Annotated in this window: 9 protein-coding genes; 5 read left to right on the forward strand and 4 right to left on the reverse strand. The window is 72.2% G+C overall.

What is annotated here, in order from left to right; genetic code table 11:
* Window positions 1-379: 379 nt before the first annotated feature.
* Window positions 380-1,954 (reverse strand): amidohydrolase, encoded by a 1,575-nt coding sequence (locus AAW13_RS32760; RefSeq protein WP_046728285.1) that lies wholly within the window; start codon window positions 1,952-1,954, stop codon window positions 380-382.
* A gap of 29 nt (window positions 1,955-1,983) precedes the next feature.
* Window positions 1,984-3,516 carry an APC family permease gene (locus tag AAW13_RS32765; protein ID WP_079179054.1) on the reverse strand — a complete coding sequence of 511 codons (1,533 nt, stop codon included), beginning with the start codon at window positions 3,514-3,516 and terminating at the stop codon, window positions 1,984-1,986.
* A gap of 179 nt (window positions 3,517-3,695) precedes the next feature.
* Between AAW13_RS32765 and AAW13_RS32770 the strand changes: the two genes are divergently transcribed.
* Window positions 3,696-4,388, forward strand: a complete 693-nt coding sequence (locus tag AAW13_RS32770) for a TetR/AcrR family transcriptional regulator (protein WP_079179055.1) — start codon at window positions 3,696-3,698, stop codon at window positions 4,386-4,388.
* A 4-nt stretch (window positions 4,389-4,392) separates the two neighbouring features.
* On the opposite strand, the gene AAW13_RS32775 is transcribed toward AAW13_RS32770, so the two are convergent.
* A complete protein-coding gene (locus AAW13_RS32775; RefSeq protein WP_046728286.1) occupies window positions 4,393-7,386 on the reverse strand; it encodes a bifunctional [glutamine synthetase] adenylyltransferase/[glutamine synthetase]-adenylyl-L-tyrosine phosphorylase in 2,994 nt (997 codons plus the stop codon).
* Window positions 7,387-7,426: 40 nt separating this feature from the next.
* Window positions 7,427-8,353: a DUF72 domain-containing protein gene (locus AAW13_RS32780; protein WP_046728287.1), complete on the reverse strand. Its 927-nt coding sequence runs from the start codon at window positions 8,351-8,353 to the stop codon at window positions 7,427-7,429.
* Between the two features lie 162 nt (window positions 8,354-8,515).
* Between AAW13_RS32780 and AAW13_RS32785 the strand changes: the two genes are divergently transcribed.
* The 4 genes from AAW13_RS32785 to AAW13_RS32800 all read left to right on the forward strand — a co-directional run bounded on the left by AAW13_RS32785 (window position 8,516) and on the right by AAW13_RS32800 (window position 14,798).
* On the forward strand, window positions 8,516-9,388 hold the full coding sequence (locus AAW13_RS32785; protein ID WP_206306306.1) for an alkaline phosphatase family protein: 873 nt from the start codon (window positions 8,516-8,518) through the stop codon (window positions 9,386-9,388).
* A 1-nt stretch (window position 9,389) separates the two neighbouring features.
* Window positions 9,390-10,721, forward strand: coding sequence for an MFS transporter (locus AAW13_RS32790; RefSeq protein ID WP_071659757.1), 1,332 nt, complete (start codon window positions 9,390-9,392; stop codon window positions 10,719-10,721).
* Window positions 10,718-11,737 carry a TolB family protein gene (locus AAW13_RS32795; protein ID WP_046733578.1) on the forward strand — a complete coding sequence of 340 codons (1,020 nt, stop codon included), beginning with the start codon at window positions 10,718-10,720 and terminating at the stop codon, window positions 11,735-11,737. Before AAW13_RS32790 ends, AAW13_RS32795 begins: the two co-directional genes overlap by 4 nt.
* Window positions 11,738-12,113: 376 nt before the next feature.
* On the forward strand, window positions 12,114-14,798 hold the full coding sequence (locus tag AAW13_RS32800) for a hypothetical protein (protein WP_143145059.1): 2,685 nt from the start codon (window positions 12,114-12,116) through the stop codon (window positions 14,796-14,798).
* The last annotated feature ends 109 nt before the right edge of the window (window positions 14,799-14,907 follow it).

A 14,907-nucleotide genomic window follows, 5' to 3' on the forward strand; every position in this document is an offset into this window, starting at 1 on the left:
CCGCCACCGTGGCTGAGCGCCGTCGCGGCGGAAGAAGGAAGAGACCGGCCGGTCCAAGCACGACCTCGGCTGCGGCCGGCCGCCCCCCGGGAGCCCGGCCCGCCCGGCACCGCCGACCACCGCCACCGTGGCTGAGCGCCGCAGCGGCGGGAGAAGAGGGACCGGCAGTTTTTCTGGAACCGGCCGCTCTCTTTTGTCCGCCGCGACGGTGCTCAGCCACCACGGTGGTGTCCGGCGGTGCCGGGACCCGCTCGGCCGCCGGCTGGGAGCAGCCGCCGGTCCGGGCCGTCTGCCGGCTCCTCTTCCCCGCCGCGACGGCGCTCGGCCGGCCGTGCCGGCTTCTCTTCGCCGCCGCCGACGGCGCTCGGTCGGCGGTGTCTCACTCGCCCCGGTGCATCACGTGTCCTCCGGTCACCGTCAGTCGTATCGGGGACTCGGTCAGTTCGTCCGTGGGGGCCGTGACCGGGTCGAGGGCGAGTGCTGTCAGGTCGGCCCGGTAGCCGACCGCGATCCGGCCCGCCGTGTCCGCCTCCCCCGCCGCCCGCGCCGCATGGCTCGTGCAGCCCTCCAGGGCCTCCAGGCCGGTCAGGCCCGCGCCAGCCGACGCCGCGCCCCTCGGTGCGCGGGCGGTCGCGAGGACGGCTCGGGCGTCGTAGTGGGCGATCGGCCAGTCCGAGCCGAGGGCGACCGTCGCGCCGGCGTCACGGAGGTCACGCAGGCGCCACGCGTGACCCGCGCGGGCCGTGCCCAGCCGGCGTGACCACTCGTCGGTGCCGTCCGCCCGGGTGTACGCGGTGTGCGGCGGCTGCATGGACGCGGCCACCCCCAGCTCCGCGAACCGGGGCAGCAGCGCGTCCGGCGCCGTCTCGATGTGCTCGATGCGGTGCCGGCCCGCCGCGCCCGCCCCCAGCCCCGCCACCACGTCCAGGACGTGCCGTACCGCCGCGTCCCCGATCGCGTGCGTGGCCGTGCGCACCCCGGCCGCGTGCAGCCGGCGTACGGCGGCCGCGTAGGCGTCCGGATCGGGCCAGAACGCCGCCGTCCCCTGCCCGTGGCAGTCCGCGTGCTCCAGCCAGGCGGTGCCCCCTTCGACCGTCCCGTCCATGAAGAACTTCACCCCGTCGACCGTCCAGTGCCGGCCGCCCCGCCCCTGGGCGGCGACCAGTTCCGCGAGCCCCGCCCCGTCGACCCCCGGCATGCACCAGGGCGCGAAGCGCAGCCGCAACGGCAGGACGGTCTCCTCGGCCACCGCCCCGACGAGTTCGGCGTCCCCCTCGTCCATGACGTGCGCCCCGGTCAGCCCGGTCGCGGCCATCGCCGCCAGCAGCTCCACGAGCCGCTTGCGGCGGGCCGCGTACGACGGGCGGGGCATGACGGACTCGACCAGTCCCATCGCCGCGTGCTCGACCAGATGCCCGGTCGGCCGGCCGTCGGCGTCGCACACCACCTCCGACCGCTGCTCGAAGACCCGCGCGCCCGTCACCCCGGCCGCGGCCAGCGCCGCCCCGGTGGCGAGGGCCGAGTGGCCGTCGTACAGGCGCAGAAAGGCCGGTGCGCCGCCGAGAACGTCCTCGACGAGCGCGCGGTCCACCGGTCGTCCCTCGAACGCGTTGTGGTCGAGGCCGTGGCCGATCACCCACCCGTCGACGCGGGCGGCCACGGCGAGCGCCGCCCGCAGGTCCGCCAGGCCGGTCACCCCCGACAGGTCGGCGCCGGTCGCCATGTCCAGGCCCCACACCGGGTGGCTGTGCGCGTCGACCAGGCCGGGCACCAGGTGGGCGCCGCGCAGGTCCACGACCTCGGTGCGGGGCCCCCGCCAGCCGGGTACGTCCCGCTCGTCGCCGACGGCGGCGATCAGCCCGTCGCGCACGGCGACGGCGGTGGCACGGGGGCGGGCCGGATCGAGGGTGCGGACCTCGGCACCGGTGAGGACCAGGTCGGGAGCGGCGGTCATCGCGGGGTGAACTCCTTTGTTCCGTACGGTTATTCGGTGACGCCGACAGAATCCGCGGGCTCGGTGGGCTCAGCGCGCTCCGTCGGCTCAGCGCGCTCGGTGGGCTCAGCGCGCTCCGTCGGCTCGGCGGCGAAGGTCGCGTACACGGCGGGACGTTCGCGGCGCAGCCACCACGCGAGGCCGAGACCCGTGACGAAGACGGCGGGCGCGATCAGGATCAGCAGGGTGTTGACCGTGGCCGACGCGCCGGTGAAGAGGTCGATGTGGGTGATGACGAGGCCTATGGCGGTGGCGAGCAGCACGGCCGCGAGGGTCGGGGCGACCACGGTCCGCACCGTGCCCTCCTCGTGCCGGACCCGGCGGAAGTAGCACGGCACCGCGATCGCGGCGAGCAGCTGGAGCGCGAACAGGCCGATCATTCCCGGGGTGTTGACCCACAGCAGCAGCTGGTCGTACGGGTCGGCTCCGGCCGCCCAGAAGCCGAGCACGACCACCAGGCCGACGACGGTCTGCGCGACCCCGGCGAGGTACGGGGAGCGGTGCCTGGGGTGGATCCGGCCCAGCCGCCTCGGCAGCACGCCCTCTTCGGCGAGCGCGAGGGCGTACCGGTTGATCGCGTTGTGGAAGGCGAGGAGGGAGGCGATGATGCTGGTCACGATGAAGACGTGCATCAGGTCGGCCGCCCAGCCGCCGACGTAGGTGGTGATGGCGGTGAAGAAGAGGCCCCCGGGGTCCTTGCCGGCGGCGGCGATGACGTCCCGGTCACCGAAGGCCTGGATGATGATCCACACCATGAAGGCGTAGAAGAGGCCGAGGAACGCGACGGCCACGTAGGTGGCGCGCGGGACCGTGCGCTCGGGGTCGCGGGCCTCGCGCCGGTAGATGACCGTCGACTCGAAGCCGGTGAAGGCGGCGAAGGCGAAGGCGAGGACGACGGCCGTACCGGAGACGAACACGTGGTCCGGGGCGAAGGAGGCGGCCGACAGTCCGTGCGCGCCGCCCTTGACCAGCACCCCGCCCGCGAGCAGGACCAGGATCCCGGTCTCGGCGACCAGCAGCACGCCGAGCAGCCTGGCGCCGAACTCGATGGAACGGTAGCCGCCGTAGCCGATGAGCAGCAGCCCGGCGAGGGCGATCGGCAGCCAAGGGACGTCGATGCCGAAAAGGGCCCTCGCGGTGTCCCGGCCGGCGCTGCCGAGCAGGCCGTAGACGCCGATCTCCATGCCGTTGTAGCCGATCAGCGCGAGCAGGGCGGCGCCGATGCCGACGGGGCGGCCGAGGCCGCGGGTGATGTACGCGTAGAACGCGCCGCCGCTCCTGACGTGCCGGCTCATGGTGGTGAAGCCGACGGCGAAGACGGCGAGGGTGATGCCCGCGATCAGGTAGCCGGCGGGGGCGCCGATGCCGCCGAGCAGCACGGCGAGCGGGGCGACCCCGGCCATCACGGTGAGCGGTGCGGCGGCGGAGATGACGAAGAAGGCGATGTCGGCGGTGCCGAGCGAGCCGGGGCGGAGGGTCGCCGCGGCGGGCGGCGCGTTCTCCTCGGGAGCGGTGACGGACATGGAGGGGGAGCCCTTCGAGCGCGACGGACGGGAGGGTTCCGGGCGTGCGGGGTGACCGGCGCTACCGGGGCAGGGACTGCCCCGGACCCGTAAATCTAAAGCCTTTCGGTTTTGGCAATGTAGCCTCCTCCTGGACATCCGGGAAGACCCGTTTCACACCTTCGGGGGAGAACACACTGATGGGACGGCCGCGCACCCCGCTCCTCGACCGGGAGCGGATCACCACGACCGCACTGCAACTCGTTGACGAGCAGGGCGACTTCAGCGTCCCGGGGATCGCGAAGCGGCTCGGCACGCAGGCCGGCTCGCTGTACCACCATGTGGACGGCCGGGACGGCATCGTCGAGCTGCTGCGCGAACGGGTCGCCTCGGTGATCGACCCGGCGACCCTCGACCTGACCCCGTGGGACACCGCGCTGGAGTCCTGGGCCCGCTCCTACCGGGCCGCGTTCGCCGCCCACCCGCGGGCGATCCCGCTCCTGATGACCTCGCCGGTGCGGGCCCCCCGGGTCCTCGAACAGTACGAGCGCGCGGTCACGGTGCTGCTGACGGCGGGTTTCGCCGCGGCGGACGTGATGCCGCTGCTGATCGCCCTGGAGAACCTGGTCCTGGGCTCGGCACTGGACCTGGCGGCCCCGGAGGCCATGTGGGAGCTGACGGCCCGGACCCCCACCCCGCACCTGGCCGAGGCTCTGGCGGCAGTGGGCGACGGCCGCGCGGACCAAGCTTTCGAGGTAGGCCTGACAGGCCTCATGAACCACGCAAGAACGCTGCTGGAAGCGCCCCAGGAGCGCGGGGAACTGCGCGAGCGATCCCCACGCAGCCGCGCCCGGGACACGTCGGCGACCGCCCCGGAGAAACCCACTCCCTAGGTCTTCAAGCGCCGTAGAAAAGCTCCTCCACGACCGCCCTGGCCCGGCGCGCGGTCCGCCGATACGCGTCCAGCATGTCCCCGGCGTGCCCGTCCCCGTACCCCAGGTACCGCCCGACCGCGGCCAGCTCCCGGCTCTCGGAGGGAAACGTGTCGCCGGCCCGCCCCCGTACCAGCATCACGGCGTTCCGCACCCGCGTCGCCAGCACCCACGCCTCGTCCAGTGTCCCGGCCTCCTCGTGGCCCAGCAGCCCCGCTGCGGCCGCCGCGGCCAGCGCCTCGCGGGTCCGGGTGGTGCGCAGCCCCGGCTCGGCCCACCCGTGCCGCAGTTGCAGCAGCTGCACGGTCCACTCGACGTCCGACAGCCCGCCCGGCCCGAGCTTGGTGTGCAGCTTGGGGTCGGCACCGCGCGGCAGCCGCTCGGACTCCATCCGGGCCTTCAGCCGCCGGATCTCGCGCACCGCGTCCTCGCCCAGCCCCTCCGCCGGGTACCGGAGCGGGTCGATCAGCTCGACGAACCGGCGTCCCAGCTCCGCGTCCCCGGCGACCGGTTCGGCGCGCAGCAGGGCCTGTGACTCCCACACCAGGGACCAGCGCCGGTAGTACGCCTCGTAGGACTTGAGCGTGCGCACCAGCGGCCCGGACCTGCCCTCGGGGCGCAGGTCGGCGTCGATGAGCAACGGCGGGTCGGCGCTGGGCACCTGGAGCAGCCGGCGCATCTCGGCGACGACCTTGTTGGCCGCGTCGGCGGCCTCCCGTTCGTCCACGCCGTCCTGCGGTTCGTGCACGAAGACGACGTCCGCGTCCGAGCCGTAGCCGAGTTCGTGGCCCCCGAACCGGCCCATGCCGATCATCGCGAACCGGGTGGGCAGGGTGTCACCCCAGCCGTCGCGGACGACCGCGCGCAGGGTGCCGGCCAGGGTCGCCGCGGTCAGGTCGGAGACAGCGGCGCCGACCCGGTCCACCAGGGCGCCCTGGTCGGCCTCGGCGGGATTGGCCTCGGTGCCGTAGGAGTCCACGATGTCGGCGGCGGCGGTGCGGAACAGCTCACGGCGGCGCACACCGCGCGCGGCCCGCACCCCGTCCTCTGCGGTGTCGGCGCGGCCGGCGGCGGCCAGGATCTCCTGCTCCAGCGGGCCGCGGCCGCGCGGCTCCAGGCCGCCCCCGTCGCCGTCGCCGAGCAGGGCCACCGCCTCGGGGGCGCGCATCAGCAGGTCGGGGGCGAGGCGGCCGGCGGACAGCACCCGGGCCAGGTTCTCGGCGGCGGCACCCTCGTCCCTCAACAGCCTCAGGTACCAAGGGGTCTTACCGAGGGCGTCGGACACCTTGCGGAAGTTCAGCAGGCCCGCGTCCGGGTCGGCGGAGTCGGCGAACCAGCCCAGCAGTACGGGCAGCAGGGTGCGCTGGATGGCGGCCTTGCGGGTGACACCGGAGGCGAGGGCCTCCAGGTGGCGCAGGGCGGCGGCCGGGTCGGTGTAGCCGAGGGCCTCAAGGCGTTCCCGGGCCGCCTCGGCACTCAACCGTGCTTCACCGGGGGCGAGTTGGGCGACGGCGTCGAGCAGCGGCCGGTAGAAGAGCTTCTCGTGCAGGCGTCGTACGACCCCCGCGTGCCGCTTCCACTCGCGGGTCAGCTCGGTCACCGGCTCGGTGCGCAGACCGAGCGAGCGGCCGAGTCGGCGCAGGTCGGCCTCGTCCTCGGGGACCAGGTGGGTGCGGCGCAGCCGGTAGAGCTGGATGCGGTGCTCCATGGAGCGCAGGAAGCGGTAGGCGTCGTCGAGCTGGACGGCGTCGGCGCGGCCCACGTAGCCGCCGGCGGCCAGCGCCTGGAGCGCGTCCAGGGTGGTCCCGGAGCGCAGCGAGGCGTCGGCCCGGCCGTGCACCAACTGGAGCAGCTGGACGGCGAACTCGACGTCGCGGAGGCCGCCGGGACCGAGCTTCAGCTCGCGGTCGATCTCGGCGGCGGGGATGTTCTCGACGACCCGGCGGCGCATCTTCTGCACGTCGGCGACGAAGTTGTCGCGCTCGGCCGCCTTCCAGACCAGGGGTTCCAGCGCGGCGACGTACTCGGCCCCCAGGTCGAGGTCGCCGGCGACCGGGCGCGCCTTGAGCAGGGCCTGGAACTCCCAGGTCTTGGCCCAGCGCTGGTAGTAGGCGAGGTGGCTGCTGAGGGTGCGTACGAGGGGTCCGTTGCGGCCCTCGGGGCGGAGGTTGGCGTCGACGGGCCAGATGGAGCCCTCCACCGTCGTCTCCGAGCAGATCCGCATCATGTGCGAGGCGAGTCTGGTGGCGGACCGCAGCGCCTTGGTCTCGTCGGTGCCCTCGGCGGCCTCGCCGACGAAGATGACGTCGACGTCGGAGACGTAGTTCAGCTCGTGGCCGCCGCACTTGCCCATGGCGATCACCGCGAGCCGGCAGGCGGCGGCGTCGCCGGGCTCGGCGGCCTCGGCGAGCGCGAGGGCGGCGCGCAGGGTGGCGGTGGCGAGGTCGGCGAGCTCGGCGGCGGTCTCGGCGACGTCGGTGGTGCCGCAGACGTCGCGGGCGGCGATGGACAGCAGGCAGCGCCGGTAGGCGACCCGGAGGGAGACCGGGTCGGTGGCCTCGGCGAGTCCGCGTTCGAACTCGGCGACGCCCGGGTGCAGGTCCCGGGGCTCGTAGGTGACCAGGGCCTCCCAGTCGCGTGGGTGCCGGGCGAGGTGGTCGGCGAGGGCGGCGGAGGCGCCGAGGACGCCCAGCAGCCGGTCCCGGAGCGGCTTGGCCGCTATCAGCGTGTCGAGCAGCTCGCGGCGGGCGGTGGGGCCCGGCTGCGCCTCCAGGAGCCGTACCAGGCCGTGCAGGGCGAGGTCGGGGTCGGCGGTGGCGCCCAGGGCTTCGAGGAGCACCGGGTCGTCGCGTACGGCGGCCAGCTCGGCGCTGTCCAGCAGCCGCTCGGCGGCCGAGGCATCGGTGAAGCCGTGCCGCAGCAGCCGCGTGAAGGTACTGCTCCTGCGCCCCGGCGTCATCTGCGGCCTCCCCTGGGATCCCGGTCCTGGCCAGACGAGCCTAACCGGAGCGGCCGGGACCGGCCTCGGCCGCGCGGCCGGCGGGACGCGGCGGCTGTCCGGCGGACGGGGCGCGCAGCTGGTGCGGCAGGTGGGACGCCAGCAGCTCCGACATGGTCCGTGCCGCCCGCACGGCGCTGTCCGCGCAGCAGTTGTTGAACAGGACATGGACCTCTTCGGCCTGTTCGGCCAGGGTGCGCACGCGCGGCAGCCACTCCGTGAGCTCGGCGGCGGTGTAGGCGTGGCGGAAGCGGTCCTCCTTGGTGCCGGTGCCCCAGAGGGGGCTGCGTCCGTGGAAGCGGACGACCGCCAGGCGGGAGGTGGTGACCTGGGCCGTCGGAGGGAGGGAGCCGGGCAGGCCCCGGGCCGTGTCCACGGCGACGGCGGTGGCGTCCAGGTCCCGGAGGAACGCCGTCGTACGCGCGCTCCGCCACCACGCGGGGTCGCGGAACTCCACGGCGAACGGCCAGTCGCGGGCACGTTCCCTGGCGGTCCTGACGAAGGCCTCCGCCTCGGGGCCGGGGGTCAGGGCGGGCGGGTACTGGAAGAGGAGGGTGCCGAGGCGGCCGGAGCCGCGCAGGGGGTCGACGGCCTCCGCGTAGCGGTCCCAGACCTCCTGGCGCAGGCCTTCGTCGCGGGGGTGGCCGCGCAGGTCGGCGGGGAGGGCGGCCGGGCGGGTGGGGTGGCCGGTGAGGAGGGAGAACGCCTTGACGTCGAAGCGGAAGCCGGCCGGGGTGCGGTCCGCCCAGAGCCGGGTGGTGCGGGCGGACGGGAGGGCGTAGTAGGGGGAGTCGGCCTCGACGACGGGGAATTGGCCGGCGTAGTGCCGCAGCCGGCCTTCCGGGTCGCGCCGGCCGGGCGGGTACCAGCCGCTCGCCACCAGGGCGCGGTCGGTCCAGCCACAGGTGCCCACCAGGATGCGTGCCATGGCGGCGCAAGTACCCGTCGTTCACCGGCTCTTCACCCACGGGGGCAGATTCCGTGAGGCGTGGGAGTCTTGGCGTGTGCATGCTCTGTCCGCACCGCCAGCCCTTCTTCTCCGTCCTCTCCCTCGGAGGTTGATGTGTCCGGCAGTTCCGCACGTCCTGGGATGCTGCGCCGAGCCCGTACGGCGGTGGCCTCGGCCACCGCCTTCACCGCGGCCGCCGTCGGCCTGTGGACCGGGCTCGGCGGCACCTCCGCGCACGCCGCGAGTGCCGTTCCGACCCCCGACCACGTGATCGTCGTGGTCTTCGAGAACCACGCCTACAGCCAGGTCATCGGCTCCTCCAGCGCCCCGTACATCAACTCGCTGGTCTCCGGCGGCGCCAACCTGACCCAGATGTACGCGGAGACCCACCCGAGCCAGCCCAACTACTTCGCCCTGTTCTCCGGCTCCACCCAGGGCATCACCGACGACAGCTGCTACACCCCGGGCTTCTCCTCGGCGGCGAACCTGGCCTCCGAGCAGCTCGCCGCCGGCCGCACCTGGGCCAGCTACAACGAGACCCTGCCCAGCCAGGGCTCGACCACGTGCAGCAGCGGCAACTACGCGCGCAAGCACAACCCGTGGTTCGGCTTCAGCAACGTACCGACGTCGACCGCGAAGACGTTCGCCCAGTTCCCGACCGACTACTCCACCCTCCCCCAGCTCTCCTTCGTCACCCCCAACCTGTGCAGCGACATGCACGACTGCTCGGTGTCGACCGGTGACACCTGGCTGAAGAACAACCTGGGCGCGTACGCCACCTGGGCCAAGACCCACAACAGCCTGCTCGTCGTCACCATGGACGAGGACAACCGTCTGGCCGGCAACCGCATCCCGACCGTCCTGTACGGCCAGCCGGTGACGGCGGGCTCGTCCTCCGCGACCACCTACGACCACTACGACCTGCTGCGCACCCTGGAGGACGGCCAGGGCCTGACCGCGCACGCGGGCAACGCGGCGTCCTCCTCCGACATCACCGGGATCTGGACGTCCTGACGTGTACGTAGCGGACAGCCGCGCGAACGACCCGACGGCGTCCGTGGAAGGTACCGCCCGGCCCGCGACGGCCGGGCGGTACCGCTCCACGATCGCGCCCACCGTCCTCGCCCTCGGCACGGTCAGCCTGATCACGGACGTGTCCTCCGAGATGGTCACGGCCGTCCTGCCGCTGTACCTGGTGACGGGCCTCGGCCTGTCCCCGCTGGGCTTCGGCCTCCTCGACGGCGTCTACAACGGCTTCTCGGCCGTCGTACGCCTGGTCGGGGGCCACCTCGCCGACCGCGGCGGCGGCCGGCACAAGTGGGTGGCGGGCGCGGGCTACGCGCTCTCCGCCCTCTGCAAACCGCTCCTGCTGGTCGCCCACACCCTCACCCCCATCGGCCTGGTCCTGGCGGCGGACCGCACCGGCAAGGGCCTGCGCACGGCGCCCCGGGACGCCCTGATCTCGCTCTCCAGCACCCCGCAGACCCGGGGCCGCGCCTTCGGCGTGCACCGTGCGATGGACACGGCGGGCGCCCTGCTCGGCCCGCTGGCCGCGTTCCTCATCCTGCGGGCGACGGTGGACGGCTACGACGCGGTCTTCACGGTCAGCTTCTGCGTGGCGGCCGTCGGCGTACTGGTCCTGGCACTGTTCGTACCGGGCGACGGAGGCGGGGTCGGCACGGCGGGGCCGGCGCCGGAGGGTGCGCGGGGGGCCGGTGCGGCGGAGGCGCGGGGGGCCGGTGCGGCGGGGGCGCGGCCCACCCTGCGGGCGGCGGTCGGGCTGCTGGGGCGGCGTGACCTGCGGCGGATCTGTGTCTGCGCCCTGCTCCTCGGCCTCGCCACGGTGAGCGACTCGTTCGTGTACCTGCTGCTGCAACGGCGGCTCGGCGTACCCGACCGCTGGTTCGCCCTGCTCCCGCTCGGCACGGCGGCCGCGTTCCTCCTCCTGGCCGTCCCCCTCGGCCGGCTGGCGGATCGCTGGGGCCGCTGGCGGGTGTTCCTCGCGGGCCACGCGGCCCTGCTGCTCGCCTACACCCTGCTGCTCACGTCCTGGCACGGCACCGCACTGCCCTACGCGGTGCTCGCCCTGCACGGCACGTTCTACGCGGCGACCGACGGCGTCCTGATGGCGGTCGCGTCGGACAGCGTTCCCCGGGAGCTGCGTTCCTCGGGCCTGGCGCTGGTCCAGACGGGCCAGGCGGGCGCGCGTTTCGCCTGCTCGCTGGCGTTCGGCGCGGCATGGACGCTGTGGGGCGACCGCACCGCGCTGCTGCTGTCGACGGCCGCGCTCGCCGTGTGCGCCGGGTACGCCCTCACCCTCCGCCCCTTCCGGGAGTCAGCCGTATGACCCTGAGGTCCCGCATCCTGATCCTCGCGTCCGCCCTGGCCGTGCTCGGGGCGGTGGCCCTGGCCTCCGTGCTGCACGCGTCGGCGCGGGCGGAACGCCGCGACCACACGCGGCCGGGGGCCGCGAAGGTCACCCCCGGCACGGTGACGCTCACCGCGCCCGGCCGCATGATCTTCCGCAACATGGCGTGGGGTCCGCACCGCGACGAACTGACCACCACCCCGTCCTCGGCCCCCGCCGGCCCCCGTACCGCCTCCGGCGTCAAGTGCCTGCGCTTCTACGCCGCGTCCGGCACCGGCGTGTGCCTGCAAGCCGTCCACGGCCCGGTCTCGGACACGTACCGGGCCCTGATCCTGGACGCGCACCTGCGCACCGAGGCCCGCTACGACGTCCCGGGGATCCCGTCCCGGGCCCGGGTCTCCCCGACGGGCCACTACGCGGCCTGGACGGCGTTCGTGGGCGGTGACTCCTACGCCGGGACCGACTTCTCCACCCGCACGGCGATCGTCGACACCCGCACGGGCGAGCTGATCCCGACCCTGGAGTCCTTCCGCATCCTGAAGGACGGCCGTTCCTACCACGCCGCGGACGTCAACTTCTGGGGCGTGACGTTCGCGTCGGACGACACCACCTTCTACGCGACGCTGGCCACGAAGGGCTCGACCTACCTGGTCCGCGGCAACCTGCGCACCCGCACGGTCACCACCCTCCACGCGAACGTCGAATGCCCGTCCCTCTCCCCCGACGGCACCCGCGTCGCCTACAAGAAACGGGTGAAGGGCCTGCCGAAGGACGCCCCCTGGCACCTGTACGTCCTGAACCTGGGCACGATGCGCGAGACCCCGCTCGCCGAGCCCCGCAGCGTCGACGACCAGGCGGTCTGGAAGGACGACGGCACACTCGTCTACGCCCTCCCGGGCGACTACGGCGCGGACCTGTACGAGATCCCGTCGAACGGCACGGGGAAACCACGACGCATCAGCGTCTCGGCGGTCTCCCCGGCGTACAGCGGGTGACGCGAAGGCCAGAGGCCGTCAAGCCGGAACCGGAACCCACCTGAAACCGGGCGCAGCCTTCCCACTCGCAAGATCGACTCCGCGGTGCGGCAAACCGCCATCGATGGAGTCGTGCAGTTCAGCCACCTTCAGGCCCCCTCCGGGGCCACACTGTTGCGACGGCATGCGACACAGGGGGGCATGTGCTGAAACGTCCACGTTCCGCGTCGGGGACTCTGCGCGATCCGAGAGTCCTTCTGTACGAGGCGTACCTCGTGGTGGGTCATCCGAGCCTCACTGAGATCGTCAAGGAGTGCGCAGAGGTGGACGACGAAGACCGCGCGGGCCCGTACGAAGCAGACCTGGCCGCGCGCACACGGGATCTCTGGGTAAAGGCATGACCGGCCGACCGATAACTGACTTCACCGACCCCTTCGCCCTGGAAGTGCACCAGGCCATCGATCCACCAGCGAAAGACGCGCGAAACCTGCCGCTGCTGCCCGCGTATGTGGAACGGGCCCACGACGGAGTACTGCGCGCGGCTGCACGGGAAGCCGCTGCCGGCAGCAGCAAGATGGTGGTGCTCGTCGGTGACTCGTCCACGGGCAAGACGAGGGCGTGCTGGGAAGTGCTTCGGTCTCTTCCCGCCACGTGGCGGCTTTGGCACCCCATCGACCCGACACGCCCTCAAGCCGTGCTTGCCGAACTCGAAAGGGTCGGACCGCGCACTGTGGTCTGGCTGAACGAGTCCCAGCACTACCTGCTCACGCCGAACAGCGACCTGGGGGAACGGATTTCAGCCGGCCTGAGGACCCTGCTGCGCGAGGCGCAGCGTGGGCCTGTGCTGGTCCTGGGCACCGTCTGGCCGGAGTACTGGGAGATTCTGGTCGCTGAACCGGCCGCCGGGACGGCGGACCCGCATGAGCAGGCCAGGAAACTGCTCACCGGACGGGATCTGCACATCCTGACAGAGTTCAACGAAGCAGAACTTCTGTCCGCGCGAACCAAGGCACGCGAGGATCCACGGTTGGGTTACGCCCTGGAACGTGCCGAGGACGGCCAGATCACTCAGTATCTGGCTGGAGCGCCGGCCCTTCTCGAACGCTACCGAACGGCGACACGGCCCACGCGAGCCGTCATCGAAGCAGCCATGGATGCCCGCCGCGTGGGCCATGGCGTCTCCCTTCCGCTCGCGCTCCTGGATGCGGCAGCCGAGGGATACATTCCCGGGGCCCAATGGGACCTGCTCCGGGATGACTGGCTGGAAAACGTACTCATCAACACCAATCGCCCGCTACGAGGCACACGTGGTCCACTGACACGCATACGCGACCACACGGGTGCCGTGACCCCAGCACAAGCCCGCTACCGCCTGGCCGACTACCTCGAGCAGCACGCCCGTACCCATCGGCGCACGGTTCGTCTGCCGGCTTCGCTGTGGAACGCCTTGCTCGACCACGGGTCCTCGGCAGACCGCATTCGCCTGGCCCAGGCCGCTCAGTCCCGGGGCCTCCTGCATGTCGCCGGACAGTTCTACGAGAAAGCCGCAGCCGACGGCAGTCCTCACGCGGCCCAGCACATGGGAGATCTGCTTGCCGGGGCCGAGCGCGACGAAGAAGCCAAGGACTGGTACCTGTACGCTGCCGGGCTCTGTGACGGACAAGCCGTGCCCCGGTGGAAGGGCGAGTTGCTGCTGCTCGCGGGCCGCTGGAAGGAAGCGGTCCAATGGTACGAGCGCGCGGTCAGGGAGGACCCTGACTGGGACGACGAGGAAGACCTCGCTCCTGTCGGACTCCGTCTCTGGCGCGCGGGATTTCCTGAGCCTGCCCTGTCATGGATCCAGCGCGGCGCCGAGGCGGGTGACCGTGAGGCATGGAGGTACGCGGCCGAACTGCTGCACGAGGAAGGTCGCTACGACGAGGAAATCAGCTGGTCGAAAAAAGCCGTGGAACGCGGGCATTTCCACTTCGTGGACCATGTGGTTCGCCTCCTCGAAGACGAGGGGCGCTCTGACGAGGCACTCACTTGGATTTCGAGCCAAGTAGTGGCTGGTGTGGACCACTCCTATCCGCACGCGGTCCGCCTGTCACACAGCGACCAGGCCAAGGAGCGAGCCTTGGCCCTCCTCCGAGAAAGAGCAACGGCAGGCGATGTACGGGCTTGGGGGCCAGTCGCCGAACTGCTTGGCGAAACCAGCCGACACTCCGAGTCACTGGAAGCCTACCAACGGGCCGCCGAATCCGGGGATCGTGAGGCACAAAGGACGGTCGTCGCAATTCTCACCAGGTCGGGCCGGGTGGCCGAGGCAGTGTCCTGGCTGCAAGGAAGGGCAGAGGCCGGCGATCGTGAAGCGCCCCAGTACGTGGGCGACCTGCTGATGAAACAAGGTCGCGAGCGCGAGGCTCTGGATGTGTGGTATCAGCGTGCGGCAGACGTCGAATACATCAGCCTCAGAAATTCATACCACGGAGCCGTGAACGCCTTGTTGCGGGCCGGGCGCCCAGATGACGCAGTGACCTGGTTACGGGTTCGCGCCGAGAAGGGTCACGAAAAGGCCTTTGCACAGCTGGTGAGGCTGTTGGAGCAGCTCGGCCGGGCAGACGAGGCGATCAGCCGTCTCCGGGTCAGAGCGGACGCGGGCGACAAGAGTTCCGCGTACGGACTCTCCGCACTACTGGGGAGACTGGGACGACTGGAGGAGCGAGTTGATGTGTGCCAGGAATTCGAGAACATCAGTACTTACGATCTGGCGGGCTCGCTGGCTGCGGCGGACAGGACTGAAGAGGCGCTCACCCTCTACGAAGCCATGCTTCCGCATTCTCTGGGCATAAGGGGGACGGCCGCAAGAATGCTCGCGGCAGCCCACGGTACTGACGCGGCAGTCGACTGGTTGCAACGATGTGGGTACGTCGAGAACGGGGTGCTCGAAGAAGCCGCGAGAATCCTGACCGCAGCAGATCGAGGGGCCGAAGGCGCAAGCGCGGTAAAAAACGGCTGGAGCCCGGATGGATCTCTGGCTGCCCCGTGGTCCATTCCCCCCCTCCTCACCAGCTCCATGAGGTTGAGCACGGGGCGAGACTGATTTCCCGGCACCACCTCGAACCCCGCGATCCCGAGTTCGCACCTGCCGCGGGGCCGACGGTCCATGACCGTCGGCCCCGTCCGCTGAATCAGCGGTAAAGCCACTCTCA

Source organism: Streptomyces humi (genome assembly GCF_001005085.2).
Classification (GTDB): domain Bacteria; phylum Actinomycetota; class Actinomycetes; order Streptomycetales; family Streptomycetaceae; genus Streptomyces; species Streptomyces humi.